The sequence below is a fragment of the Amycolatopsis sp. NPDC043887 genome, assembly GCF_056435665.1.
This window is the reverse complement of sequence record NZ_JBWKEB010000008.1, coordinates 331,803-356,859: the sequence shown is the minus strand read 5'-3', so window position 1 is coordinate 356,859 and position 25,057 is coordinate 331,803. Positions and strand designations below refer to the sequence as shown.

At 69.5% G+C, this 25,057-nt stretch carries 23 protein-coding genes and 1 pseudogene; 12 read left to right on the top strand and 12 right to left on the bottom strand.

Annotated features, from left to right (window positions below; all coding sequences use genetic code 11):
- Positions 1 to 362 precede the first annotated feature (362 nt).
- From AC069H_RS23440 to AC069H_RS23430, 3 genes are read right to left on the bottom strand one after another with little or no spacing between them, the layout of a single operon-like run.
- Complete coding sequence (locus tag AC069H_RS23440; protein ID WP_478233822.1) at positions 363 to 992, bottom strand: anti-sigma factor family protein; 630 nt, start codon at positions 990 to 992, stop codon at positions 363 to 365.
- The gene (locus AC069H_RS23435; protein ID WP_125675061.1) at positions 989 to 1,501 is read right to left on the bottom strand and encodes a sigma-70 family RNA polymerase sigma factor; all 513 of its coding nucleotides are present in this window, start codon (positions 1,499 to 1,501) and stop codon (positions 989 to 991) included. The genes AC069H_RS23440 and AC069H_RS23435 overlap by 4 nt, the downstream gene beginning before the upstream one ends.
- Complete coding sequence (locus AC069H_RS23430; protein ID WP_478227922.1) at positions 1,498 to 1,866, bottom strand: hypothetical protein; 369 nt, start codon at positions 1,864 to 1,866, stop codon at positions 1,498 to 1,500. Before AC069H_RS23430 ends, AC069H_RS23435 begins: the two co-directional genes overlap by 4 nt.
- Before the next feature lie 131 nt (positions 1,867 to 1,997).
- On the opposite strand from AC069H_RS23430, the gene AC069H_RS23425 reads away from it, so the two are divergent.
- Complete coding sequence (locus AC069H_RS23425) at positions 1,998 to 2,441, top strand: Rieske (2Fe-2S) protein (RefSeq protein ID WP_340683153.1); 444 nt, start codon at positions 1,998 to 2,000, stop codon at positions 2,439 to 2,441.
- Between the two features lie 65 nt (positions 2,442 to 2,506).
- Here the strand turns inward: AC069H_RS23425 and AC069H_RS23420 are convergent, their stop codons facing one another.
- A complete protein-coding gene (locus AC069H_RS23420; RefSeq protein ID WP_016333082.1) occupies positions 2,507 to 2,962 on the bottom strand; it encodes a PTS sugar transporter subunit IIA in 456 nt (151 codons plus the stop codon).
- Positions 2,959 to 3,204 (bottom strand): annotated as a pseudogene (locus AC069H_RS23415) (PTS sugar transporter subunit IIB); the annotation flags it as partial. The pseudogene AC069H_RS23415 and the gene AC069H_RS23420, both read right to left, overlap by 4 nt.
- A 224-nt stretch (positions 3,205 to 3,428) precedes the next feature.
- Here AC069H_RS23415 and AC069H_RS23410 point away from each other — a divergent pair.
- From AC069H_RS23410 to AC069H_RS23375, 8 genes are all read left to right on the top strand, one after another.
- The gene (locus AC069H_RS23410) at positions 3,429 to 4,217 is read left to right on the top strand and encodes a GntR family transcriptional regulator (RefSeq protein WP_192745282.1); all 789 of its coding nucleotides are present in this window, start codon (positions 3,429 to 3,431) and stop codon (positions 4,215 to 4,217) included.
- A complete protein-coding gene (locus AC069H_RS23405; protein WP_340683155.1) occupies positions 4,214 to 5,470 on the top strand; it encodes a PTS transporter subunit EIIC in 1,257 nt (418 codons plus the stop codon). Before AC069H_RS23410 ends, AC069H_RS23405 begins: the two co-directional genes overlap by 4 nt.
- Positions 5,471 to 5,510: 40 nt before the next feature.
- Positions 5,511 to 5,777 (top strand): HPr family phosphocarrier protein, encoded by a 267-nt coding sequence (locus tag AC069H_RS23400; protein ID WP_007031200.1) that lies wholly within the window; start codon positions 5,511 to 5,513, stop codon positions 5,775 to 5,777.
- 236 nt (positions 5,778 to 6,013) lie between these two features.
- A complete protein-coding gene (locus tag AC069H_RS23395; protein WP_478233821.1) occupies positions 6,014 to 6,838 on the top strand; it encodes a serine hydrolase domain-containing protein in 825 nt (274 codons plus the stop codon).
- Between the two features lie 479 nt (positions 6,839 to 7,317).
- A complete protein-coding gene (locus AC069H_RS23390; protein ID WP_478233820.1) occupies positions 7,318 to 8,337 on the top strand; it encodes an iron ABC transporter substrate-binding protein in 1,020 nt (339 codons plus the stop codon).
- A 62-nt stretch (positions 8,338 to 8,399) separates the two neighbouring features.
- On the top strand, positions 8,400 to 9,839 hold the full coding sequence (locus AC069H_RS23385; protein WP_478233819.1) for an ABC transporter permease: 1,440 nt from the start codon (positions 8,400 to 8,402) through the stop codon (positions 9,837 to 9,839).
- Positions 9,836 to 10,852 carry an ABC transporter ATP-binding protein gene (locus tag AC069H_RS23380; protein WP_478233818.1) on the top strand — a complete coding sequence of 339 codons (1,017 nt, stop codon included), beginning with the start codon at positions 9,836 to 9,838 and terminating at the stop codon, positions 10,850 to 10,852. Before AC069H_RS23385 ends, AC069H_RS23380 begins: the two co-directional genes overlap by 4 nt.
- Entirely contained in the window at positions 10,849 to 13,239 is a 2,391-nt protein-coding gene (locus AC069H_RS23375; RefSeq protein WP_478233817.1) for an AMP-binding protein, read from the top strand. Before AC069H_RS23380 ends, AC069H_RS23375 begins: the two co-directional genes overlap by 4 nt.
- Here the strand turns inward: AC069H_RS23375 and AC069H_RS23370 are convergent.
- Complete coding sequence (locus tag AC069H_RS23370) at positions 13,229 to 14,170, bottom strand: D-2-hydroxyacid dehydrogenase family protein (RefSeq protein WP_478227915.1); 942 nt, start codon at positions 14,168 to 14,170, stop codon at positions 13,229 to 13,231. The two genes, AC069H_RS23375 and AC069H_RS23370, sit on opposite strands and share 11 nt — an antisense overlap.
- Positions 14,171 to 14,406: 236 nt before the next feature.
- Here AC069H_RS23370 and AC069H_RS23365 point away from each other — a divergent pair, with 236 nt between their 5' ends.
- Positions 14,407 to 15,036, top strand: a complete 630-nt coding sequence (locus AC069H_RS23365) for a maleylpyruvate isomerase family mycothiol-dependent enzyme (RefSeq protein WP_478233816.1) — start codon at positions 14,407 to 14,409, stop codon at positions 15,034 to 15,036.
- A 3-nt stretch (positions 15,037 to 15,039) separates the two neighbouring features.
- On the opposite strand, the gene AC069H_RS23360 is transcribed toward AC069H_RS23365, so the two are convergent.
- On the bottom strand, positions 15,040 to 16,239 hold the full coding sequence (locus tag AC069H_RS23360) for an endonuclease/exonuclease/phosphatase family protein (RefSeq protein ID WP_478233815.1): 1,200 nt from the start codon (positions 16,237 to 16,239) through the stop codon (positions 15,040 to 15,042).
- A gap of 139 nt (positions 16,240 to 16,378) precedes the next feature.
- Here AC069H_RS23360 and AC069H_RS23355 point away from each other — a divergent pair, with 139 nt between their 5' ends.
- Both AC069H_RS23355 and AC069H_RS23350 read left to right on the top strand, forming a co-directional pair.
- The gene (locus AC069H_RS23355) at positions 16,379 to 16,801 is read left to right on the top strand and encodes a hypothetical protein (protein ID WP_478233814.1); all 423 of its coding nucleotides are present in this window, start codon (positions 16,379 to 16,381) and stop codon (positions 16,799 to 16,801) included.
- Positions 16,802 to 16,818: 17 nt separating this feature from the next.
- Entirely contained in the window at positions 16,819 to 17,499 is a 681-nt protein-coding gene (locus tag AC069H_RS23350; protein WP_478233813.1) for a TetR/AcrR family transcriptional regulator, read from the top strand.
- A 106-nt stretch (positions 17,500 to 17,605) separates the two neighbouring features.
- Here the strand turns inward: AC069H_RS23350 and AC069H_RS23345 are convergent, their stop codons facing one another.
- The 5 genes from AC069H_RS23345 to alaS all read right to left on the bottom strand — a co-directional run bounded on the left by AC069H_RS23345 (position 17,606) and on the right by alaS (position 25,020).
- Positions 17,606 to 18,874, bottom strand: a complete 1,269-nt coding sequence (locus AC069H_RS23345; RefSeq protein ID WP_478233812.1) for a GrpB family protein — start codon at positions 18,872 to 18,874, stop codon at positions 17,606 to 17,608.
- 364 nt (positions 18,875 to 19,238) lie between these two features.
- On the bottom strand, positions 19,239 to 20,069 hold the full coding sequence (locus tag AC069H_RS23340; RefSeq protein WP_478233865.1) for a shikimate dehydrogenase: 831 nt from the start codon (positions 20,067 to 20,069) through the stop codon (positions 19,239 to 19,241).
- 13 nt (positions 20,070 to 20,082) lie between these two features.
- A complete protein-coding gene (gene mltG / locus AC069H_RS23335; RefSeq protein ID WP_478233811.1) occupies positions 20,083 to 21,519 on the bottom strand; it encodes an endolytic transglycosylase MltG in 1,437 nt (478 codons plus the stop codon).
- Between the two features lie 341 nt (positions 21,520 to 21,860).
- Positions 21,861 to 22,364, bottom strand: coding sequence for a Holliday junction resolvase RuvX (ruvX, locus tag AC069H_RS23330; RefSeq protein WP_034318271.1), 504 nt, complete (start codon positions 22,362 to 22,364; stop codon positions 21,861 to 21,863).
- Entirely contained in the window at positions 22,357 to 25,020 is a 2,664-nt protein-coding gene (gene alaS / locus AC069H_RS23325) for an alanine--tRNA ligase (protein ID WP_478233810.1), read from the bottom strand. Before alaS ends, ruvX begins: the two co-directional genes overlap by 8 nt.
- Between the last annotated feature and the right edge of the window lie 37 nt (positions 25,021 to 25,057).

Sequence of the window (25,057 nt, the reverse complement as noted above, 5' to 3'; positions counted from 1 at the left end):
GTTCCCTCACGAGACTTTTTCACCAGACGGAGCTCCTGGTTTGTTCACGGGGGACCGCGTCAGGGGGGGGTTGGGAGGGGAAAGGGGGGTTAAACCCCTCTTTGCCACTCACGACCCCTGTCCAGACTCTCGCAAATGCCTCAAATCGGGCACTGTCACCCCAGGAATAGTCCCTTGTGGACAGTCGAGGAAGTGTCCGGGCTCTGTGGTGGGTTCGGCTCGCGCGGACGGCCTTGCCCGGCGGCGTCACTGTGGTCACGGGCCACCAGCAGCAACCGATGCGCCACAGACCCCGAAAGTTTTCCGCGACCGAAGGCAATCCGCCTCGCGTCCGGCACCGAAGGCCTGTCCTGACACCGGGATCAGGGGGTCATCCGCAGCAGCGGGAGACCCGAGGGCGTGCGGATCTCCAGCGCCTTGATGTCCCCGGTGCGCATCGCGGTGCCGACCACGATATGCGCGGTGTCCTTGGGCATCGCGCGCCAGGACGCCAGCTCGCTGGTGCCACCGTCGGCGCCGACGGCGACCAGGATGTAGTCCCCGCTGCGGTTGCCGCCGTAGCTGCAGGTCATGTCGACCTTCGTGCCGGTCTCCGTGGCGGACATGGCGACTTCGGCGGTCACCGGGTAGTCGCCGAGCGGGGTCATCGGGTCGCCTGCCGCCACGACCGGCCCGGTCAGGACGACCACGAGCGCGACACCGGCGGCCACGGCCGCCCCGGCCGCGGTCGTGGTGATGGCCCGTTGGATCCGCCTTCCCCGGCGGACCCGTTTGAGCACGGTCGGCAGCAGGTCCGGCGAGGGCGCCGGTTCGTCCTCCTGCAGCGCCGGGGCACCGGCCTGGGCGAGCAGTCCGGGGATCCCGGCCAGGTCGCGCACGGATTCCGCGCACCGGTCGCAGACGCGAAGGTGTTTCTCGTAGGCGGACCGGTCTTCCGGGGACAACGCCCCGAGCACGTAGGCCGCGTCGTAGGTGGCGAAGGGGTCGGTCATTGAGTCACCCCTCTTTCCTCCAATATCAGCCGCAGCGCCCGCAACGCGTAGTGCGTCCGCGACTTGATCGTCCCTTCGGCCACACCCAGCCGTTTCGCGGCGTCGGCGACGGAGTAACCCTGGAAATAGCACAAGACGAGGACGTCCCGATGTCTCGGCGACAGTTCGCCGAGGGCTTCGGCGACCAGCCAGCCCTGGACGGCCCGTTCGGTGCCGTCGGTGACCGCCGTTTCGGGTGGTTGGCCGGTCACCACCTCGGGATGGGCCTCGGAAGCGCGCCAGTCGTCGATGGCGATCCGTCTCGCGACGGTGAACAGCCAGCCCCGCGCCGACCCTTCGGACTGGTCCAGCACCTTGGCGTTGCGCCAGGCCCGCAGCAGCGTCTCCTGGACGACGTCCTCCGCGCGGACCCGGTCGCCGCTGGTGAGGTGCAGCGCGTAGGACCACAGTGCCGCCGCGTGCTCGTCGTGCAAAGCCCGCATCAGCCGGTCCTCCGCGAATTCCTTCACCGATCCGTGCTTTCCCGGTTCAGGAGCAGCGGGAGCGCGAAGACCACGCAAGCCACTTCGGTGATCAGGCCCCACAGCTCGGCCTGGGTGGTGAAGCGCTCCGAGACGCCGAAGAACCCTGTGGTCAGCGAGAGCACGTACGCGCCCAGTGTCGCCAAGCCGAAACCGATCGCCGCGAGCGCGGGAAGCCAGTGGCGCCAGACCAGGACGGCGACCGCGATGACCACGCCCGCCACCACGTTCACCAGAAAGAGCGGACCGACCACATCCGTTTCCGAGGCCCAGTCCTGCCATACGACGTAATGCACCCACGCCGAGCCGAGGAGGCCCGCCGCCACCACCGCCCGCAACAACCACCGGATCATGTCCGTATCTCTTTCCGCGTGTTCGGTTCCTCTATGCCTTTGAACACGGAAAAACGGGCCTCGCGGTTCAATCTCGCTCCCGATGGCCGCCGAAATTGAACCGGATGGCCGTCTGGACCGTGTGTAGGGGCATGACTGCCGAACTCCACTCCCGCCGCACCGTCCTGACCACCGGGGCCGCCGTCGCCGGCGCGGCCGTCGGTGCCGTGGCCCTCACGGCCTGCGGAAGCGACAGCAACCCGCCGTCCGGTTCGACCGCCGCACCGCCCGCCGCCGCGCCGGGTGAGACCCTGACCGCGCTCTCCGACATCGAGGTCGGCAAGGCGAAGGCCGCCAAGACCGCCGACGGCAAGGACGTCATCGTCACCAGGACCGCCGAAGGCACGGCGGCCGCGTTCAGCGCGATCTGCACGCACCAGGGGTGCGCGGTCGTGCCCGAGGGCGCGGAGCTGAAATGTCCCTGCCACAACTCGATCTTCGACGCCGCGACCGGCGCGGTCAAAAAGGGACCGGCGGACCAGCCGCTGCCCTCGATCGCGGTCAAGGTCACGAACGGCCAGGTCGTCACGGCCTGAGAAAACGCGGAAAGGGTCCCTTTAGGACGGGAATTCCGTCCTAAAGGGACCCTTTCGGCAAGCTTTCAGCTGTCCCAGGTGAAAATCGGGTCGCCTGCCTCGACGTCGCCACCGGTGAGCAGCCCGGAAAGGACTTCCGCCTTCGCGTCCAGCGCCACCACGGGCACGATCGGCGAGTAGCCGGCGGCCTTGACCGCGTCGGGGTCCCAGCCGACCACCGGCTGCCCGGCGCGGACGGCCTCGCCCTTGACGACGTGGAGGGTGAACCCCTCGCCCTTCTGCTTCACGGTGTCGATCCCCAGGTGGACCAGCACGCCGCGGCCGTCTTCGGTGGCCACCACGAACGCGTGCGGGTGCAGGGTCACGACCGTCCCGTCCACCGGGGCGACCGCGTCCTGGCGTCCGCCCGAGGGCAGGACCGCGATGCCGGGGCCGACCATCGCCTGCGCGAAGACCGGATCGGGCACTTCGGTCATAGCGGTCGTCTTACCGCTCACCGGGCTGAGGATCTCGAGACTCACAGCAGATCCTCGATGTCGCTGGCGATGTTGTCGGCCTCGGGGCCCACGATGACCTGGACACCGGCCCCCATGCGCACGACGCCCATCGCACCGGCGGCCTTCAGCGCCGCCTCGTCGAGCAGGCTCATGTCTTCGAGCTCACAGCGGAGCCGGGTGATGCACCCCTCGACCTCGATGACGTTCTCGGCACCGCCGAGCCCCGCGAGGATCTTTTCCGCCCTGTCATCCGCCATCGCGGTCTCCCTGTTCCCTGTCGGTTTCCCACATGCGAACCAGCTGTACTACGCCGTTCGCCGACTCGCACGTGATCCCTGGCCACGAACGCGTAACGGTGGTTGACACCCGCTCGTGCGACGGAGCATCCTGCCCCATCGGATCATTGGTCTAGACCGGAACGTACCAATCTTCCGGACCAGATGCGAGTACGGGTTCCCCAACCGACCGGCCCGAAAGGACGGTGACCATCATGAGCGCTTCGGCGCAGCTGCCGCCGTCCGACCGTGTGATCAACGGACCGACGCCCAAGCACGCCCAGCTGCGGGAGATTCTGCGCCGCACGGTGGAGCGTGAGCTACCCCCCGGCTCACCTATCCCCTCGGAACGTGACCTCGCCGAGACCTACCAGGTGTCGAGACTCACGGTCCGCTCGGCGATCGGCAAGCTGGTCGAAGAAGGGCTCTTGTCGCGGGTGCGCGGCAAGGGGACGTTCACCGCCGCGAGGCGGATGGAACTGCAGCTCTACCTGATGTCCTTCACCGAGGACATGCGCCGTCGCGGGATGACCCCGACCACGGAGGTCGTCAAGACCGCCACCGAGGTCCCGCCCGCCCCCTCGGCGCACGCGCTCGGTCTGGCCGCCGGAACTCCGGCACACCGCATCGTCCGGCTCCGCCGTGCCGACGGGGTGCCGCTGGCGGTCGAACGCGGCTGGTATCACGCGGGCCGGATGCCCGGTCTGCTCGACCTCGATCTCACCCGATCGTTGTACGTCCAACTCGCCCAGTCGTACGACCTGCGCCCGGACCACGCGTGGCAGACGGTCTGGGCCGAATCCGCGGACCGCGAAACGGCACGCCTGCTCGGCATGCGCGCCGGCAGTCCGCTTCTTGTCTTCCGCCGGGTCTCCAGCGTCAACGGGGAACCGATCGAAGACATGACTTCCTGGTACCGGGGCGATCACTACCAGGTCACCATGCAGCTGGACCGGAACACCCCGGATTCCGGTCATCATCCTCACTACGGAGGTACCCGATGAGCTCCACCACCGCGGAGGGGGCGAAGGGCAAAGGCAAGGGACTGGCCGGGCTTCAGCGCTTCGGCCGCAGCCTCATGCTCCCCATCGCCGCCCTGCCCGCCGCCGCGCTCCTGAACAGGTTCGGCCAACCCGACCTGCTCGGCAAGGACGGCCTCGGCTGGGACAAGGTCGCCGAAGTCCTCGGCGCGGCAGGCAACTCGCTGTTCAACTGGCTGCCGCTCCTGTTCGCGGTGGGTATCGCCGTCGGCTTCGCCCGGAAGAGCGACGGCGCGACCGCGCTGGCCGCCGTGGTCGGCTTCTTCGTGTTCACCAGCGTCCTCCAGGTGTTCACGCCGTTCTCCGAGCTGCCGGGCTGGAACCCCGAGAAGCCCGCCGGCCTGATGCTCAACCCGATGAAGTGGTCCTACAGTGTGCTGGCCGGTGTGATCGTCGGTCTGGTCACCGCCTTGCTGTGGCAGAAGTTCTACCGCATCAAACTGCCGCCGTACCTGGCCTTCTTCGGCGGGCGCCGGTTCGTGCCGATCATCACCGCCCTGACGCTGATGCTCCTCGCGGTGCCCTTCGGCCTGGTCTTCCACTGGGTCAACGAAGGCATCCAGGCCGCGGGCGAGGCGGTCACGGGCGCACCGGTCGTCGGTGGCGGCATCTACGGTGTGCTGAACCGGCTGCTGATCCCGGTCGGTCTGCACCAGCTGCTGAACGTGCCGGTCTGGTTCATCTTCGACGGCGGCGACCTGACCGAGTTCTTCAAGGGTGACCCCACCCGCGGCACGTTCATGACCGGGTTCTTCCCGATCTTCATGTTCGCCATCCCCGCCGCGGCGCTGGCGATCTGGCAGAGCGCGAAGCCCAGCCAGAAGAAGATCGTCGGCGGTGTGATGATCGCCGGCGCGCTGACCTCGTTCCTGACCGGTATCACCGAGCCGATCGAGTTCTCGTTCATGTTCGTCGCGTGGCCGCTGTACCTGATCCACGCGATCCTGACCGGTACGTCGATGGCACTGGTGAACGCGCTCGACATCCACCTCGGCTTCGGCTTCTCCGCCGGCGCGATCGACTTCGCGCTCAACAGCTCCCTCCCGGCGGCGAGCGGCAACGTCTGGCTGCTCATCCCGATCGGTCTCGCCTACGCGGTCGTCTACTACGTGATCTTCCGTTTCGTGATCAAGAAGTGGAACCTGCGGACCCCCGGCCGCGAGGACGACGCGATCGAGGCCGATCTCGAAGCCACCGCGGCGAAGCCCGTCAAGTAGTTTCAGCTCAGCAGAACCGAAGGCACGAAAGGGAAAGAACATGCCGGAGAAACGCGTCACCGTGGCCAGCAAGGTGGGCCTGCACGCCAGGCCCGCGGCGACGGTCGCCAAGGCGGCCGCGGCGCAGCCCGTCGCGGTGCACATCGCCAAGGCGGGCGGTGACCCGGTCGCGGCCGGCAGCGTGCTGAACCTGATGACGCTCGCCGCCGGTTACGGCGACGAGGTCATCATCAGTGCCGAGGGTGAGGGGGCCGAGGCGGCCGTCGACGCCATCGCCGAGCTGGTGGCGACCGACCTCGACGCCTGATCCGACCGCTGCGTGTCCGTGGTGAACCCGCGACCGCGATCGACGTCGGCAGGGCGCCATCCGGTCATCCACGTCACGGATGCGGACTGGGCGCCCTGCCACCGCGATAGCGGGGCCCTTCGGCCGGGCGGGTTCACGCGTACGGTCACCTCTACAGGTGCACCTTCAGCTCCGCCGACAGGATCCTGCGAAGCCCGGGCCGCCCCGACCGGCCCGGGCTTCGTAGGGTGTTGGGCATGGAAAGCGTGCGTGGGATCGAACAGTGGCCGGTGGACAACGCCGCCACGGCCGTGGTGACCGCCGCCGGTGACGTGCTGGGCACGCACGGCGACACGAAGAAGGTGTACCGGCTCGCGTCGGTGACCAAGCCGCTCACCGCCTACGCCGTGTTGATCGCGATCGAAGAGGGCGTCGTCGAACTCGACACCCCCGCCGGGCCGGAGGGCTCCACGATCCGGCATCTGCTCGCGCACACCTCGGGCCTGGCCTTCAACGAGCACAAGCCGATGACCGCGCCGGGCAACCGGCGCCTGTACTCCAACGCCGGCTTCGAACAGCTCGCCGACGCGCTCGCCGAGCATTCCGGCATCCCCTTCGCCGATTATCAGGCGGAGGCGCTCTTCCAGCCGCTGGGCATGAAGGCGACCAAGCTGACCGGCTCCCCCGCTTCGGGCGCCGAGTCCACTGTGGACGATCTGGTGGCGTTCGCCGCCGAACTGCAGGCACCGAAGCTCATCGCCGCCGAAACGGTGCGCGAGGCGACTTCCGTGGTCTTCCCCGGGCTTTCCGGCGTCCTGCCCGGCTTCGGCCACCAGAAGCCGAACGACTGGGGGCTCGGATTCGAAATCCGCGACCACAAGAGTCCACATTGGACCGGCTCGTCGAGTTCGCCGCGGACCTTCGGCCACTTCGGGCAGTCCGGCACGTTCCTCTGGGTCGATCCCGATGCCGGTGCCGCCTGCGTCGCGCTCACCGACCGGGCTTTCGGCCCGTGGGCGGCCGAGGTGTGGCCGCCCTACACCGACGCCGTGCTGGCCGAGCTGGGTAAACGCGGCGGGTGACCAGGTGACCCGGTGGGTCGTGAGTGGCGATTCGGGTCAGGGCCACGGGTGCCTACTGGATTTGGCTGCGGCTGATCATGTGTCCGTGAAGGCCTCCTTGCCTACCCTGAAGGTAGTGAAGGAGGCCTTCACGGACCTTCAGGGTCGCCGCTCTCGTCCCAGGTACACCAGCGACCACAGCAGGCACAGCGGCCGCGCGTGAAGGACCCCTTCCCTCGACTCAGCCGAGGGAACTCGACCTTCATGTACTTCAGGCCGGCACGACCACCTGGACCGAAGCGGGCAGACAGCTCCGTCCCGTCCCTTTTCGGCGCCCCGCAGCCGAGCTGGGCAAGAACCCACAGGAAACCCGGTTACCACTCGAATGAGTGACGTGACCGAGGTTGCATCACGTAACGGCCACGATGCCTTGCCAGCCCCTTAGGTGAGCTTTACCTTAGCCGCGGCACAACCGTGGGGGCTGACCGAAGGAGGGCCCCGTGGCTGTGGGCCGGATAGCTGTGGTTCTGTTCGTCGCGGCGTTGCTGACGACCTCTGTCGTCGCCTGCGACAGCGCGGAGGAATCCGACGCGCTGGTGATCTACTCCGGACGCAACAAGGAGCTGGTCGGCGGGCTTCTCGACCGGCTGAAGCAGGCCACCGGGACCCCGGTCGAGGTGCGCTACGGCGGCAGCGGGGAGATGGCCGCGCAGCTGCTCGAAGAGGGTGAGCGCACCCAAGCGGACGTCTTCTTCGCCCAGGACGCGGGCGCGCTCGGCGCGGTCGCCGGCCAGGGCAGGCTCTCCCCGCTCCCCGCCGAGGTCCTCGGCCTCGTACCCGCCGGCTACCGCGCCGACGACGGCCGCTGGGTCGCTACCTCGGCCCGGGTCCGGGTCGTCGCCTACGACCCGCGCGCCGTCACCGAAGCGGAGCTGCCGAAGAGCCTCGACGACATCGTCGACCCGAAGTGGAAGGGCAGGCTGGGGTTCGCCCCGACCAACGGCTCCTGGCAGGCGTTCGTGACCTCGGTGCGGGTCCTCAAGGGCGAGGACTTCGCGCGGGACTGGCTGCGCCGGTTCGCCGCGAACGAGCCGAAGCGGTTCGACAACAACGTCGCGATCCTCAACGCCGTCAACTACGGCCAGCTGCCCGCCGGGTTGATCAATCACTACTACTGGTACGCCAAGGTCGCCGAGGCGGGCACGGACGCGGTGCGGGCGAAACTGCACTACGTCCCCGGCGGCGACCCGCTCGGTCTGGTGAACGTCGCCGGTGCGGGTGTCGTCGAGGGGACCGACCGGAGGGACGCCGCGCTGAAGGCCGTCCGGTTCCTGCTCTCCGAGGAGACGCAACGGCATTTCGCCGACGTCACCGCGGAATATCCGGTCGTTCCGGCGGTGAAGTCGTCGAAGCACCAGTTGCCGCCGCTCACCGGGCTGCACGGCCCCGACATCGATCTCTCGCGGCTGTCGTCGCTGCAGCAGACCGTCGCGCTGCTTCAGGAAACGGGCCTGTCCTGAAAGGCGTCTTCCGGGCCGCCCCCGCACTGACGACGCTCGGTGCGCTGGTCGCGGCCGCGGCGGTGACGCCGCTCGGCTACCTCGCGGTCCGCTCGTTCGACCACGGGGCGGGCGAGGTGTGGCGTGTCCTGTGGCGGTCCCGCACCTTCGATCTCGCCGTGCGCAGCGTCGCGCTCGCGGCCGCGGTCACCGCGGCCTGCCTGGTGCTCGGCGTGCTCTCCGCCTGGCTCGTCGTGCGCAGCGACCTGCCGGGGCGCCGGTTCGCCGGGATCCTCCTGGTACTGCCGCTGGCCGTGCCGTCGTACGTCGCCGGGTTCACGTGGCTGGCGCTGACCCCTGGGCTGACCGGGTTCTGGGGCGCGTTCCTGGTGCTGACGCTGGTGTCGTACCCGTACGTCCTGCTTCCCGTCGCGGCGGCGCTGCGCACCGCGGACCCGGCGGTCGAAGAGGTCGCGCGGTCGCTGGGCCGTACGAGCACGCGGACGTTCTTCTCGGTGACCCTGCGGCAGATCCGGCCCGCGGCCACCGCGGGCGGACTCCTGGTCGCGCTGTACGTGCTGAGTGACTTCGGCGCGGTGTCGCTGATGCGGTTCGAGGCGTTCACCCTCGGCATCTACACCAGCTATCGCGGGACCTTCGACCGGACGCCCGCCGCCATCCTCGGCTGCGTCCTGGTCGTCCTCGCGATCCTGCTGACCATCGGCGAACGGCGCGCGCGAGGCGCGGCCGGCGGCCGAGGGGAACGCGAGCCCGTCCGCGTTCCCCTCGGCGGGGCGAAGATCCCGGCGGTGACCGGGACGGCGGTGGTACTCCTGCTCGCCCTCGGCGTGCCGGTGGCGAGCCTCGTCCGGTGGCTGGTCGCGGGCAGTTCGGCGGCGGGCGGCAACCTGCTCTCGACGACCGGGAACACCGTGGCGGTGGCGGCCTCCGGCGCGCTCCTCACCGTTTTGTTCGCCCTGCCGGTCGGCATCCTCGCGGCGCGGCACCGGGGACCGCTCGTCCGCGGGATGGAACTGGCGAGCTTCGCCGGGCACGCCCTGCCGGGTATCACGGTCGGGCTCGCGCTGGTGTTCTTCGGGATCCGCGTGCTGCCGGAGCTCTATCAGACGACGTCGATGCTGGCCTTCGCCTACGCGGTGCTCTTCCTTCCGCTGGCGGTGAGCGCCGTGCGGACCGCCGTCGCGCATGCCCCACCGGTGCTGGAGGACGTGTCGCGGTCGCTCGGGAAGGGCCGCACGGCCACGCGGCTGCTGGTGACCGTGCCGCTGGCCGCTCCGGGCATCTCGGCGGGCGCGGCGCTCGTCTTCCTCACCTGCGCCAAGGAACTGCCCGCGACCCTGCTGCTCCGGCCGACCGGGGTGGACACGCTGGCCACCGAACTGTGGACGAAGACCGAGATCGGCGCCTACGCCGCGGCCGCGCCCTACGCGGCGGTCCTGCTGGTGGTGGCGGCCATCCCGGCCGTCGTCCTCGACCGGTTCCTGCGAGGAGTGACGCGATGAGCGGCTTGGACGTGAAGGGCCTGATCGCCGGGTACGGACCGGAACCGGTACTGCGCGGGCTGGATCTGCGGGTTCCCGAAGGCGGGCTCGTGGCGGTGCTCGGGCCGTCCGGCTGCGGGAAGACGACTCTGCTGCGGGTGCTCGCCGGGTTCCATCCGGTCCGTGACGGCGAGGTGCGCCTCGGCGGCAGGCTGCTCGCCGGCGGATCCACGCACGTGCCGCCGGAACGCCGCGGCATCGGGATCGTGCCGCAGGAAGGCGCGCTGTTCCCGCATCTGAGCGTCGCGGGCAACGTGGGTTTCGGGTTGTCGCGCGCCGGACGACGCGACGGCCGGATCGGCGAGCTCCTCGATCTGGTCGGGCTTTCCGGTTACGAGGCAAGGAAACCCGGTGAGCTGTCCGGTGGGCAGCAACGCCGGGTCGCGCTCGCCCGCGCGCTCGCGCCACGACCGGGTGTCGTGCTGATGGACGAGCCGTTCTCCTCGCTCGACGCGAGTCTGCGCGAAGAACTCCGCGTGGACGTCCGCGCGGCGCTGCGCGCGTTCGGCGCGACGGCGTTGCTCGTGACGCACGACCAGGAGGAGGCGCTCGGCATGGCCGACCTGGTCGCGGTGCTGCGTGGCGGTGTCGTCGCGCAACTCGGGACACCGCAAGAGATCTACGGCAGGCCCGCCGATCTCGGGGTCGCGCTCTTCGTCGGCGAGGCGGTCACTTTTCCCGGTGACGCGGAAAACGGGACGGTGGACACGCCCCTGGGCAGGCTTCCCGTCCAGGGCAGCGGGACCGGCACCGTCCTGCTGCGCCCGGAACAACTGCACGTGGACGCCGACGGCGTACCGGCCACCGTGGAGGATGTCCTGTTCCACGGGCACGACGCGACGGTGCTGCTGCGGCTCGCCGACGGTGGGCAGGTGCGCCAACGCGTCCAAGGTCCGCTCGGGGTTTCCCGTGGTGACGAGGTTCGCGTGCGCGTGTCCGGCCCCGCCCTGTTCTTCGCCGGGAAACCGGCATGACCAGGGCCGCCGACCTCGGCTTCCTCGGCGATCTGGCGGTCCACGGCGACCGGACCGCGCTGGTCGCCCCGGACGGCTCCGCGCTGAGCTACCGGGAACTGGACCAGCGAGTGTCCACTGTGGCCGATCGGCTCGGCCCGGTGCGCAGGCTGGTCCTGCTGGCCGCCGCCAACGACACCGGCTCCCTGGTCGCCTACCTGGCGGCGCTCCGCGGCGGGCATCCGGTGCTGCTGGTCCCCCGTGGCCAGGCGGGCGCGCTGACCGAAAGTTACGACCCGGACGTCGTCATCGACGGCGTCCTGACCGAGCGGCGGCCGGGTACCGCACACGATCTGCATCCCGAACTGGCGCTGCTGCTTTCGACCTCGGGGTCGACCGGTTCCCCCAAGCTGGTGCGCCTGTCCGCCGACGGCCTGCGGGCCAATGCCTCGGCCATCGCCGAGTACCTCGAAATCCGGGCCACCGACCGCGCCGTCGCCTCGCTGCCGTTGCCGTACTGCTACGGGCTTTCCGTGGTGAACAGCAACCTCCTGCGCGGCGCGTGCCTGCTGCTGACCGAACACTCGGTCCTCGAGCCCGCGTTCTGGACGCTGGTGAAGGAGCGGCGCGCGACGAGCCTGCACGGCGTCCCGCACACTTTCGCCCTGCTCGACCAGGTCGGGTTCGATCGGCTCGACCTCCCCGATCTCCGCTACGTCACGCAGGCGGGCGGACGGCTCGATCCCGCGAAGGTGACCGAGTACGCCGAACTCGGACGGCGGCGCGGCTGGCGGTTCTTCGTGATGTACGGCCAGACCGAGGCCACCGCGCGGATGGCCTATCTGCCGCCGGACCTGGCGGCCGCCCACCCCGCCGCGATCGGCGTGCCCGTCCGGGGCGGCGATTTCGGCCTCGCCGAAGACGGCGAGCTGATCTATCGCGGCCCGAACGTGATGCTCGGCTACGCGCACACCACCGCGGACCTGGCTTCGGGCAGGACCGTCCACGAACTCCCGACCGGCGACCTCGGACGCCGCAACCCCGCCGGGCTGTACGAGGTGACCGGCCGCAAGAGCCGGTTCGTCAAGCCGTTCGGGCTGCGCGTCGACCTCGACCGGGTGGAACGCGTCCTCGCCGAGGCCGGGATCGAGGCGGTGTGCGCGGGCGACGACACGCGGGTGGTGATCGCCGTCCACCGGTCCTCCGAACGGGCTGCCGCCCTCGTCCGCACCCGGTTCGGTTTGCCACCGTCGAGCGTCGTCGTCCGCCGCATGCGTGAGTTCCCCTTGCTGCCCAACGGAAAGCCCGACTATCCGGCGATCGCCGCCGCGGGGGAACCGGACGAGGCGGAACCGGGTTCCGTGCGCCGGGCGTTCGCCACCGTCTTCGGCCGCCGGGACATTCCCGGCGACGCGACCTTCGTCGGGCTCGGCGGTGATTCGCTCTCCTACGTCAGGATGTCGATCGCGCTGGAACGCGTGCTCGGACGGCTTCCCGACGACTGGCCGGCCATGCCGGTCTCGGCACTCGAGCGCCTGCGCACGAGACCCTCGCGGTGGGCGACGCTGGAGACCAACGTCCTCCTGCGCGCGCTGGCGATCATCCTCATCGTGAGCACGCACATGGAGTTGTTCACCGTCCACGGCGGGGCGCATCTGCTGCTCATCGTGGCGGGCTGGAACTTCGCCCGGTTCGTGCTGCCCGGCCCGGCGTCACGGATCGCCCGCGCGGCGCTCCCCATCGCCGTGCCCGCGATCGCCTGGCTCGGCTACCGGCTCGCCGTCACCGACGACGTGTCGTGGACGAACGTGCTGCTGATCAACAACTTCACCCTCACCGGCGCCTACGGGTACTGGTTCGTCGAGGTCCTCGTGCACGCGTTCCTGGCGTTGTCACTGGTGTTCGCGATCCCGGCCGTGCGTCGCGCCGAGCGGGAACACGGATTCGCCACGGCCTTGGTGGCGCTCGGCGCCGGTCTCCTGCTCCGGGTGAGCCTCGGCGAGGCGCCGTCGTTCCCCGAACTGCACTGGACGACGCTCGGCACGGTCTGGTTCTTCGCGCTCGGATGGCTGGCCCACAAGGCGCGGACGGGCACGCAGCGGGCGATCGTGCCGGCGTTCGGTTTCCTGCTGGTCCCGGGGATGGTCGGCGACCCGTTGTGGGAGGCCGTGGTGCTGGGCGGGCTGGTGCTGGTGCTGCTCCAGGTCCATGTCCCGGTGCCGAGGGCGGTGGCCGGCGTCCTCGGGCTGGTCGCGAGCGCGTCGCTCTACATCTATCTGACGCACTGGACGGTCTTCCCCGCCCTGCTCCCACACCTTCCGGCACCACTCGTGCTGGTGCTCAGCGTGGCGGCGGGCACGGCCGTGTGGTGGGCCGTGCAGCTCGCCACGCGCAGGCTCACTCCATGACCCGGATCGGTGAGCCCGCCTGGAAGGCCGCGATGTCCTCGACCGCGTCGCGGTAGAAGATCTCGTAGGCCTCACGGGTGACGTAGCCGATGTGCGGGGTGAGCACGACGTTGTCCAGCGTCCGCAGCGGATGCTCCGCAGGCAGCGGCTCGACGTCGTACACGTCCAGCGCGGCGACCGCGATCTCCTTGCGGCGCAAGGCGTCCACCAGCGCGACTTCGTCCACGATCGGGCCGCGCGAGGTGTTGACCAGCATCGCCGTCGGCTTCATCGCGGCGAGTTCGGCCTCACCGACCAGCCCGCGGCTTCGGTCGCTGAGCACCAGGTGGACCGAAAGGACGTCCGCGCGGGCGAACAGTTCGTCCTTCGACACCGCCGTCACACCGTGGGGGCCGGCCTTCTCCTGGGTCAGGTTCTGGCTCCAGGCGATGGTCTCCATGCCGAACGCCTGCCCGATCTTGGCCGCGCCGGCGCCGAGCCTGCCGAGCCCGAGCAGTCCGAGGGTCTTGCCGGACAGGATCGTGCCGACGGTGGTCTGCCAGCCGCCCTCGCGCATGTTCCGCGACTCCACCGGCACGTTCCGCGCGGCGGCGAGGATCAGCGCCCAGGTGTGCTCGGCCGCCGGGGCCGCGATGTACCCGGTGGAGCAGACGACCACGCCGTTGCGCCGGGCGGCGGCCACGTCGATCGCGGCGTTGCGGTGGCCGGTGCTCACCAGCAGCTTGAGCGCGGGCAGCCGGTCGAGGACTTCGGCGGGGAAGCGGGTGCGCTCGCGCATCGCGACCACGACCTCGAAGTCACGGAGGCGGGCGACCACATCGGCGGGGTCCGCGAACGGCTTCGTGAACACCTCGATCTCCGCGTCGAGGGAGTCCCAGTCCCCGAAGCCGAGCGCCACTTCCTGGTAGTCGTCGAGAATCGCGATCTTCATGCTCCCCAGGCTAGAGTCGGCGCCGAAGCCATGCCTGGGGAGGCCACCGTGATCCTGGAGTTTCCGCACCCTACCGGCTGAAGCCGGGGACGAGCGAGGAATTCCTCCGTGTGATGACCGAAGAGTCCGTCCCCTGCTGGAGCGCGCGGGGCCGCGGGTCGTCGCGAGGCGATCGTCTCGCGGATCGAGAGCGGTCAAGGCGCTCGGACGACGATGACCGGAGACGAGGAGCAGGTATGCACGAGGGCGAGATCCTGGCCTGGACCGAGGCCGAACGACTGAGCTTCGCGGATTTGCTGGAGAGCCTCGCCGAGCGGGACTGGTCGGCGAAGACCCTGTGTACGGAGTGGACGGTCCACGCGATGGCGGGCCATCTCGCGCAGACCACCAGGAACCGGCTCAAGGACACCCTCGTCGGCATAGTGAAGGCCAAGGGGAACTGGGACCGGATGAACGTCGACCAGGCCGTCGCCTACGCCGCGCGGTTCACCCCGGCCGAACTCGTCGCCCAGATCCGCGAGGACGCCGGATCGGCCCGCCGCTCGCCCGGCGCCAAACCGGTCGACCCGCTCGCCGACGTCCTCATCCACGGCCAGGACGTCGCCCGCCCGCTCGGCATCGACCGGCCCATGCCGGCGAAGCCGGCGATCGCGGCTCTGGAGCACCTTCTCGTCAGCCCGTTCTGGGGCGCCAAGAAACGCTGCCGGGACCTCAGGCTGATCGCCACCGACGCCGAATGGGCCGGCGGAGCGGGCACCGAAGAGGTACGGGGCCCGCTCGTCGACCTGCTCCTGTCGGTGAGCGGGCGAAGCACCGGGCTGGCCACGCTCACCGGACCGGGCGTCGCGCTGCTCGGCGCCCGGTGAGGCCTACCGGCGCGGGACTAACACGTCGACGCGCACCAGGTGGTGGTCCGAAGCGTCGTTGAGCCGGGCCAGCGGTGAATCGGGCAGCGGCCAGAAGACCTCGGCACGCCAGGGGAACAGGCCCTTCGACGGCAGGACGTAGTCGATCCGCAGGTTCCCCGGCGCGTTGTCGTTGAAGTCGCCGGTGTCGAAGTACGGGTCGCCCTTCTGGCCGATGTTGGCGCCTGCCTGATCCTGCGCGGCCCGCACGCCGCCTTCACTGCCCGGCCGGGTTTCGATGACGCGCGGGGCGTTCAGCAGACGCGAGATGGCGCCGGGAACGCTGTCGCCGTCGAGCGGGTCGGAGTTCTGGTCACCGGCGATGACGAACTTCTCGTGCGCGCCCAGCCCGCCGCGGCGGCCGTTGTCGTCGTGGATGTAGCGGCCCTTGCCCGGGGTCACGTAGTCCGCCCAGAAGCGGATCTCGTCGTGGTTACGGGTGCCGTTGCGGTCTTCGGGGCCGTCGAAGGTGGGCGGCGTCGGGTGCGAGGCCAGGAAGTGCACGGTCGAGCGGCCGGCTCGGATCGGAATGTCCCAATGGGACTTCGACGACAGGCGCAGCACGTCGAGCGCCTGCGGCGAGTACCAGTCGTTCGGCGCCCCGGTGGCCGGGTCGTCCGGGAGCAGCGCGCCCGGCATGTCCTTCCAGAGGAACTTCTGGAAGGTCCGCGCGTTCTTGGTGTCGATCGGGTACTTGGACAGCACGAGCATGCCGTACTGGCCCTCGAAGAGGCCGAAGCCGTGCGCGTCGTTGCCGCCGCCGACCTGGCCGTCGCGGTCCAGGTCGAAGCCGGTCGCGACACCGGTGTTCGACGGCGCGGTGAAGGCGTACGGGTAGTCGATCGGCGCCGCGCCGTTCTGGCCGCGCTTCAGGTAGTTCTCGCGGAACAGGTCCGCGGCGCGGTTGCCGGGCACGTAGTCGAACTCGTTGATCAGGAGCACGTCCGGCCGGTTGTGCTGGATCACCTCGGCGACCTCGCCGGCCTGCGCGTTGCCCGGCTGCGACAGATCGGTCACCAGCTGACCGGCGGCTCCGCGATTGAGCGAAGCGTTGTACGTCGCGAAGCGGATGTTCTGCCCGACGGTCGCTTCCGCCGGTGTGGCGGCCGGCAGCGTCCCGGCCAGCAAGGCGCCCGATGTGAGCACGGCGGCGATGCGTTTCACGGTCTTACCTCCCAGAGTCCGGTGCGACCTTACGCACTCCGCGCGGCCGCACGGGTGAGCTTCAGATGAACAGCGTCTCTTGAACGCGTTCAAAATCTGGGCTACCGTTCTTCTTGAACACGTTCAAAAGGAGGTCCCCATGCAACCCGTAGTCGTGGCCTACGCGCTCTACCTGGCCATCACCGTCCCCCTGACCGTGCTGGTCGCCCGCACGCTGAGCAGACACGGCAAGACGTTCCTGGAAGACGTCTTCCAGGACGAACAAGCACTGGCGCATTCGGTCAACCAGTTGCTCGTCGTCGGGTTCTACCTGGTGAGCCTGGGTTTCGTGACCCTGTTCCTGACCAGTGACGACACCGTCCTCGACGCGCGCGACGTCTTCGAGATGCTGTCGGTCAAGGTCGGCACCGTGGCGCTCGTGCTCGGCGTGATGCACGTCGGGAACGTGCTGGTGTTCAACGGCATCCGGCGCAAGCACCTCAACCATGCCACCGCGCGGCCGGCGCCGGTGCCGCCGCCCTACCCCGGCTACCCGGCGCCCGCTCCACACCCCGCGCCCTGACCGGATACCGTGCAGTGGTGGCGAAGAGTGAGGAAACCAAGTCACTGATCGTGGCGACCGCGTTGCGGTTGTTCGCCGAGAACGGCTACGACCGCACGACCATGCGGGCCATCGCCGCCGAAGCGGGCGTGTCGGTCGGAAACGCCTACTACTACTTCGCCTCGAAAGACCAGCTGATCCAAGGTTTCTACGACGAGATCGCCAACGCGCACCTGACGAGCGCGCGCGAGTCGATCGAAGGTGAGCGGGACTTCAGTGCCCGGCTCAGAACCGTCCTGCTCACCTGGCTCGACGTCGCCGAGCCGTACCACCGCTTCGGCAAGCAGCTCTTCGTCAACGCCGCCGACCCGGACTCACCGCTGAGCCCGTTCAGTGAGGAGTCTTCACCCGCACGGGACGCCTCCGTCGGCCTGATGCGCGACGTCATCGCCGACTCCGACGTCAAACTCGACCCGGACCTGCGCGGCGACCTGCCCGATCTGCTGTGGCTGTACCAGATGGGCGTCGTGCTGTTCTGGGTCCACGACCGCTCGCGCGGCCAGAAACGCAGCCGGATCCTGGTGGAACGGACGGTCCCGCTGATCGCGCGGCTGGTGGGACTCTCGCGGCTACGGGTGCTGCGGCCGGTGAGCCGGGAGATCGTTTCGCTGATCCGGGACCTCTCGAAGCTCGACGATTCCGCTCCCCCGCGCGATTAGTCACTTATCTTGCGGGGCTCCGGAGCCTCGCACGGGTCCGTGAAGGCCTCCTTCCCTACCTTGAGAGTAGGGAAGGAGGCCTTCAGGGACTTTCGCATTTAGAGGACTAAATGCGGGCCGTGGCTGGTTCCCGCACGGTCCGGAAGTACAGGAACCGGGGTTCGGTCCGCAGCTTCGCGTACCACCGCGGGTCCGATTCGGCGGCCGTCTCCTGCGGCATCGGCTCGACCAGCCTGTCGACGGCGAAGCCGGCGTCCCGCACCGCGTCGAACGTCCAGCTCAGCGGCCGCCGGTAGAACCGGACTTTGTGGCCCGCCGGGAACTCGTCCTCCAGCAGTTCGAGCCGGAAGTAGTTCCGCTTGTCGAACCAGCGCCAGTCCTCACCGGGATGGTGTACCGAGAACACCAGGAGCCCGCCCGGTTTGAGCACCCTCCGGAACTCCGCCAGCGCCGGCGCCCAGTCCTTCAGGTAATGCAGCACCAGCGACGCCGTGATGACGTCGATCGAGGCGTCCTCCAAAAAGGACATCGGCCGCGAAACGTCCGCCATCTCGAATCGAGCGACGTCCCCGAACTTCTCCCTGGCGATGGCGACCATGCCCTCGCTGGCGTCGACGCCGAGGACGTCCGCGCCCATCGCGGCGAGCAAGGCGCTGAGGTGACCGGCCGCGCTGCCGACGTCCAGCACCCGTTTGCCCGCCACGTCCCCGGCCAGCTCCACGATGGCGGGCCGGTCGTAGAGGGCGTTGGTGCTGCTGGTCTCGGCGTGCGCCGCGTAGAGCCGGGCGAACCCGTCGTACTGGGCCGCGCGCGCCCGTTCGATGATCTCGTCGATCACCTCGGTCTTGGCGTCGGCGTACTGCTGGATGTACTTCCAGGTGCGCGACGCCAGTTCGCGTTTCCTGGCTTCGTAGAGCTTCAGCTCGCCCTCGTGCGCGATCAGGCGGTCGCGGAAGAGCCGGTAGCGCTCGGCCTGGCCGTTGTCCGGCGAGTAGACGTGCAGGTTGATGTTGGTGTCCGGGCCTTTGAAGCAGCGGTGCTTCTCCCACTCCGGCTCGCGGATGACGAGCTTGTAGCCCTCGGCCTCCAACTGCGGCACGTAGGCGTCTTCGTCGTCCGAATCGGCGACGATCAGCATGATGTCGATGATCGGTTTCGCGCACAGACCCGGCACCGACGTGGAGCCGACGTGTTCCAGGACCAGCGCGCGCTCCCCCAGGATCCCCCTGATGCGCCGGGCTTCCCGGTCGAACAGCTCGGGCCACTCCGGGTCGTATTCGGCCAGCGTGACGGTGGAATTCAGCACCGGAGCCTGATCGACCCACGAGTCGTTGATGTCTTCTTCGGTGTAGTCGTCTCGATCGGGTTTAGGCATTGACCCCTTGTTCCTTCCTCAACACTCCTCGCGAGGCTGCGCGCGACCGCGATCACGTCGCCAGGGCGCGAATAGGAATCAGACGTCCCGTCCCCCATCAAGAGCGCCCTGCCGCCGAGATAGCGGGGCCATTCGGCCAGGGGCGCGCGGTGGTCCACCAAGGTTGCCGCGACACCCCTCTCGAGGCAGTCGGCCAGATTATCGAACCCGGGCGATCTTGTCAGGCGCTTTCACTGAAGGAGGGTTCCGGACGGCCGTGAGGGAACGCTCACCGGTCCGTGAAGGCCTCCTTCACTACCCTCAGGGTAGGCAAGGAGGCCTTCACGGACCGGTGAGCCGTGCGACCTGGCCTCCCGTGGTCCGCTCAGCCGATCGGCAGAGAAAGGATTCCGCCGGTCGCCTCGCGCAACGCGTCCCGCATCTCGGCCCGCGGCGCCGGCTGCCCGGTGAAGTACTCGGACTGCCCGAAAGCCTGATGCAGCAACATGTCCAAGCCGGTCGCGAGCCGCCCTCCCCGCTCGGCGACGGCTTCGGCGAGCGCGGTCGGCCAAGGGTGGTAGATGACGTCGAGGACGCACCCGATGCGGGCCAGCTCCGCCAGATGCGGCCGGACGGCGTCCGGGGGCACGGTGTTCACCAGCACCGCCGAAGCCGCCGCGAGTTTCCCGAAGTCGGCGTCCGCCCAGCGGAGGACCTCGGCGTCGAGCCCGGCCCGCTGGGCCGCCTCGACCGTTTCGGTCGCCCGTGCGGGATCCCGCACGACGAGCCGCACCGTCCGCACGCCGAGCGACGCCAGCCCGACGACGGCCGCGGCGGCGGTCCCGCCCGCGCCGAGGACGACGGCCGCGTCGTCCGTGCCGGGCGAGTACTCCCCCGCGATCCGCAGCGCCTCGGTGACGCCGTCGACGTCGGTGCAGTCGGCCAGCCAACCGGTTTCCCGGCGCACCAGCGTGTTCGCCGCGCCGACGGCCGCCGCACGCGGCGTCACCTCGTCGGCGTGCTCCAGCGCGGCCCGTTTCCCGGGCATGGTCACCGAAAGCCCGGCCCACTCCGGGCCGAGACCGTCGACGAACGCGGGCAGCCCGGGACCGTCCATCTCGACCCGCTCGTAGGTCCAGCCGTCCAGCCCCAGCGCGCGGAACGCGGCGCCGTGCAGCACGGGCGAGAGCGAGTGTTCGACCGGTTTCCCGAGGATCGCGGCCTTGCGCTCAGATGACACCACGCCTCACCGCGTCATCTCGGTTCTTCCTGTGGTCCTCGAAGGTCACCGCGAAGCAGGAGAGCCCGTTCTTCTCGCATTTGACGAAGAACAGCCACTCCCCCGCCGCCGGCTTCAACGCGGCCTGGATCGCCTCCGCGCTCGGGACCGCGATCGGCGTCGGGGTCAGGCCGACCGATTTGTACGTGTTGTACGCGCCCGCTTTTTCCCGTTCCTCGGGTTTGGTGAGCAGGGTCGGCCGGTCGAGGACGTAGTTGATCGTCGAGTCCATCTCGAGCCGCATCTTCTCGTCGAGCCGGTTGTAGATGACCCGCGAGATCTTCCCGAAGTCGGCCTTCACCGCCTCGCGTTCGATGATCGACGCGATGATGAGCGTCTCGTAGGGGGTCTTGCCCTGCCCCTTCGACTGATCGCTCAGCCCGGCGTTCAGGATGCGCTCCGCCGAGGTCTTCACGACGAACGTGAGCAGCTCTTCGGCCGACCATCCGGGCTTGACGTTGTAGATACCCGGGGCGATCAGCCCTTCGAGCCGCCGGTCCTTGTGCTCGGCCTTCGTGGCGGACTCGACGGCCCACGACGGGACGCCCAGTTTCGCCAGATCCGCCGTCTCGATCGTCTTGCGCAGTTCCTCGACCGGGAGGCAGGTGCTCGTTCCGTTCAGGTCCGCGCAGGAAGCCTTGGACAGCAACGAATACACGCCAGGGGTCACCTTGCCGTCGGGCTGGGTGATGTCGTGGAACTGGGTGTACGGCCGGATCTCGACCTGGCCGACCTTCGACGCGGGCGCGATCATCTTCTCGACCGCGCTGGCACCGGACATCTTCGTCTTCATGACGTAGTAGCCCTGCTGGAGCCGCGAGACGGCGGTGTTGTCCTCGCCCGCCTTCACGAACGCCTTGCCGCTGGCGACCACCCCGGCCGCCTGCAGCCGGTTGCCGATCGCCGACGTCGAGTCGCCCTTCTCCACCTGGACGAGGACGTCGCTCTCGCCGGTGCCTTCGTAGTCGTCGTAACCGAAGATCTCGGTGAAGCCGTAGTAGGCGCCACCGGCGAGCAGGACGAGCACGGTCAGCGCGGCGATCCAGCCCAGCGCGCGCTTCTTCTTGCGTTTCTTGGGCGGCGGCCCCTGTCGTTCCGGACGCTCGTCCTCGATCCGTTCGGGCTCGGCCCGGTCTTCGTCTTCGAAGTCCTCGTAATCCTCGTACTCGTCATAGTCGTCGTACTCGTCGTCACCGAAGATCTCGTTGTATTCCTCTTCGCTTCCTTGGGGCGGCGAAGAAGGAGCCGCGCCGGGACGCCGGGCGATCGGCGCTTCCTGGATCGCGGGGAGGATGTCGGTCGGCCGCTCGTCCGGGAGCGGGCCGTCGTCCTCGCGGCGCCTGCGGCGGCCTGGGCGGGGGGCCTCGTCCTGGGCATAGGCGGGCACGCCAAGACTCCGGTCACCCGGCTGGGGGAACCGCCGCTGCGGAGCGGGGGGCGGTGGCGGGACCGCGGGTTCCGGGGCCCGCCTCGGTGGGCCCGGACGCTGCGGCTCGTCGGCGGCGCGCCGGGCACGCGGCGGCTCTTCCGGCGACCGGCGGGCACGCGGCGGTTCCTCCGCCGGACGCCGTACGGGCGGCTCGGGCGGTTCCTGCCGGACGTGCCGTCGTCCCGACGGCTGGGGTTCGGGCCGTCGACGCGGCGGGGCCGGTGGCGGGCTGGCCTCCTCAGGCTCCCGCAACCGTCGTCTACCGCCCTGACGGCGCTCGGGCCGGCCGTGGGGCTCGGTCATGTATCGCCCTTCCGTGCGCGATGTGCCGCTACCGCGTCGATCCACGCCTGCAGGATCTCGACCGCGGCCGCCTGATCGACGACGGCACGTTGCTTACGTCCCTTCACCCCACGCTGCGACAGCATCCTGGATGCCGTCACCGTGGTCAACCGCTCGTCGGCCAGTCGCACCGGCACCGGCGCGATCCTGGCGGCGACCTTTTCGGCATAGTCCAGCGCCGCTTCGGCCGCCGGCCCATGACGGTCCTTGAGCGTCCTCGGCAAGCCGACGACGACCTCGACCACGTCGTGTTCCGTGACGAGTCCGACGAGCAGGTCGACGTCCTTGTCGCCCGCCGCGTCGCGAGTGAGGGTAACGAGAGGGCTCGCGAGGATGGGGTCGGGATCGCTCAACGCGACCCCGACCCGGACGGATCCGACATCCACGCCAAGCCGCCTGCCACGCCCCGGATCGGACTCTCCTGGTCGATCCGGGCGCCGCTGGGGGGCGTCGTCAGCCAACTTGGGCGACCGCCGCGCGCAGTGAGGCGATGGCCTGCTCGGCCCCGGCCGGGTTGGTGCCCCCGCCCTGTGCCATGTCCGGCTTGCCGCCGCCACGGCCGCCGATCGACTCGGCGAACGACGGGACGAGCTTGCCCGCCGCGATGCCCTTCTCCTGCGCCGCCTTCGTGGTGGCGACGACGAAGGCGACCTTCTCGCCTTGTGGGGCGAACAGCGCGACGATGCCGGGACGGTTGCCGAGCCTGCCGCGGATGTCCGAAGCCAGCGCGCGCAGGCCGTTCGAGTCGACGCCCTCGCCCAGCATCTGGGCGACGACCGCGACGCCGCCGATGTCCTCGGCCTTGTCCGCGAGCGAGCCCGCCGAGCCGAGCACCTGCTGGGTGCGCAGCTGCTCGATCTCCTTCTCGGCGTTCTTGAGCCGGGTGAGCACGTCGTCGATACGCGACGGCAGCTGCTCCGACGGCACCTTGAAGGTGTTCGCGAGCTGTGAGACGAGCAGCTGCTCTTTGCGGACGTACTTCAGCGCGTCCGTGCCGACGAGCGCCTCGACGCGGTGCACACCGGAACCGATGGACGAGTCGCCCACCAGCTTCACCAGGCCGAGCCGGCCGATGCGGTCGACGTGGGTGCCACCGCAGAGTTCGCGGGAGTACTCGCCCATGTCGACGACGCGGACGTCGTTGCCGTACTTCTCGCCGAACAGCGCGACCGCGCCCAGTTCGAGGGCTTTGTCCTTCGTGGTGACGAAGGTGTTCACCTCGACGTTGGTCTGGAGGTAGTCGTTGACCTCCTCCTCGACCTCGGTCAGCACGTCGGCCGACACGCCGCCGGAGGTGGTGAAGTCGAAGCGCATCCGGCCCGGCGAGTTCAGCGAACCGGCCTGCGCCGCGCGCTTGCCGTACGCGCCGCGCACGGCGGCGTGCACCAGGTGCGTCGCGGAGTGGGACCGCTCGATCGACAGACGGCGGTGCTGGTCGACCGAACCGGTCAGCGAGCTGCCGATGCCGACCTCGCCCTCGAGCACCTCGACGCGGTGCACGAACAGGCCCGGCACGATCTTCTGCACGTCGTGGACCTTGAGCTCGACGCCGTCGCCGAGCAGCACGCCGGTGTCGGCGACCTGGCCACCGCTCTCGGCGTAGAACGGCGTGCGGTCCAGGACCAGCTCCGCCTTCTTGCCCTCGCCGACGCTCGAGACCGGCACGCCGTCTTCGAGCAGCGCGACGACCTTCGCTTCGGCCTGCAGGTCGGTGTAGCCGAGGAACTCGGTCTCGCCGTTGCGCTCCAGCACCTTGCGGTACTCGGACAGGTCGCCGTGGCCGGTCTTGCGCGAAGCCGCGTCGGCCTTCGCGCGCTGCCGCTGCTCGTTCATGAGCGTGCGGAAGCCTTCTTCGTCGACGGACAGGCCCTGTTCGGACGCCATCTCCAGCGTCAGGTCGATCGGGAAGCCGTAGGTGTCGTGCAGCTGGAACGCCTTGTCCCCGGCCAGCAGCGACCCGCCGGCGCGCTTGGTCTCCTCGGCCGCGAGGTCGAAGATGCGCGAGCCGCTGGTGAGCGTGGAGAGGAAGGCCTCCTCCTCGACGCGCACGATGTCCTCGATGCGGTCGAAACCGGAGACCAGCTCGGGGTACGTCGGGCCCATGGTGTCGCGGACGACCGCCGCGAAGGCGGGCAGCACCGGCTCGTGCACGCCGAGCAGGCGCGCGGAGCGGATGATGCGGCGGAGCAGACGGCGCAGCACGTAGCCGCGGCCGTCGTTGCCCGGGGTGACGCCGTCGCCGATGAGCAGGACACCGGTGCGGGCGTGGTCGGCGATGACGCGGAAGCGGACGTCGTCGGTGTGGTCGGAGCCGTAGCGGCGGCCGGAGAACTCCTCGGCGCGGCCGATCACCGGGCGGACGAGGTCGGTCTCGTAGACGTTCTCGACGCCCTGGAGGATCGTAGCGACCCGCTCGACACCCATGCCGGTGTCGATGTTCTTCTTCGGCAGCTCACCGATCGGCTTGTGGCCGTGCTTCGGGCTCTTGTCGCCCCGCACGTCCTGCATGAAGACGAGGTTCCAGATCTCGATGTAGCGGTCCTCGTCGGCGACCGGGCCGCCCTCGCGGCCGTAGTCCGGGCCGCGGTCGTAGTAGATCTCCGAGCACGGGCCGCCGGGACCGGGCACGCCCATGTCCCAGTAGTTGTCCTTGCCGTCACGGGACTGGATGCGCTCGCCGGGCAGGCCGGTGAGCTTCTTCCACAGGCCCGCCGCCTCGGAGTCGTCCTCGTAGACCGTCGCCCAGATGCGGGCCGGGTCGAGGCCGTAGCCACCTTCGCTCTGGGGCTTGGTGATCAGCTCCCAGGCGTACTCGATGGCGCCTTCCTTGAAGTAGTCGCCGAACGAGAAGTTCCCGGCCATCTGGAAGAACGTGTTGTGCCGCGTGGTCTTGCCGACCTCGTCGATGTCCGGCGTGCGGACGCACTTCTGGACGCTGGTCGCGCGCGGGTACGGCGGCGGGGCCTCGCCGAGGAAGTACGGCTTGAACTGGACCATGCCCGCGTTGACGAACAGCAGGTTCGGGTCGTCGAGGATCAGCGGCGCGCTGGGGACGCGCGTGTGTCCCTTGTTCTCGAAATGGCTCAGAAAACGCTTCGTGATTTCGTGTGTTTCCACGGGATCGTCCTTGTATACGGGCTCGCGCGAAGGCGCG

What these genes read in the sequence shown, in the direction of transcription:
- AC069H_RS23440 (WP_478233822.1), bottom strand. Translation starts at nt 992, where the DNA reads ATGACCGACCCCTTCGCCACCTACGACGCGGCCTACGTGCTCGGGGCG.
- AC069H_RS23430 (WP_478227922.1), bottom strand. Translation starts at nt 1,866, where the DNA reads ATGATCCGGTGGTTGTTGCGGGCGGTGGTGGCGGCGGGCCTCCTCGGC.
- AC069H_RS23425 (WP_340683153.1), top strand. Translation starts at nt 1,998, where the DNA reads ATGACTGCCGAACTCCACTCCCGCCGCACCGTCCTGACCACCGGGGCC.
- AC069H_RS23410 (WP_192745282.1), top strand. Translation starts at nt 3,429, where the DNA reads ATGAGCGCTTCGGCGCAGCTGCCGCCGTCCGACCGTGTGATCAACGGA.
- AC069H_RS23405 (WP_340683155.1), top strand. Translation starts at nt 4,214, where the DNA reads ATGAGCTCCACCACCGCGGAGGGGGCGAAGGGCAAAGGCAAGGGACTG.
- AC069H_RS23400 (WP_007031200.1), top strand. Translation starts at nt 5,511, where the DNA reads ATGCCGGAGAAACGCGTCACCGTGGCCAGCAAGGTGGGCCTGCACGCC.
- AC069H_RS23395 (WP_478233821.1), top strand. Translation starts at nt 6,014, where the DNA reads ATGGAAAGCGTGCGTGGGATCGAACAGTGGCCGGTGGACAACGCCGCC.
- AC069H_RS23380 (WP_478233818.1), top strand. Translation starts at nt 9,836, where the DNA reads ATGAGCGGCTTGGACGTGAAGGGCCTGATCGCCGGGTACGGACCGGAA.
- AC069H_RS23375 (WP_478233817.1), top strand. Translation starts at nt 10,849, where the DNA reads ATGACCAGGGCCGCCGACCTCGGCTTCCTCGGCGATCTGGCGGTCCAC.
- AC069H_RS23370 (WP_478227915.1), bottom strand. Translation starts at nt 14,170, where the DNA reads ATGAAGATCGCGATTCTCGACGACTACCAGGAAGTGGCGCTCGGCTTC.
- AC069H_RS23365 (WP_478233816.1), top strand. Translation starts at nt 14,407, where the DNA reads ATGCACGAGGGCGAGATCCTGGCCTGGACCGAGGCCGAACGACTGAGC.
- AC069H_RS23355 (WP_478233814.1), top strand. Translation starts at nt 16,379, where the DNA reads ATGCAACCCGTAGTCGTGGCCTACGCGCTCTACCTGGCCATCACCGTC.
- AC069H_RS23345 (WP_478233812.1), bottom strand. Translation starts at nt 18,874, where the DNA reads ATGCCTAAACCCGATCGAGACGACTACACCGAAGAAGACATCAACGAC.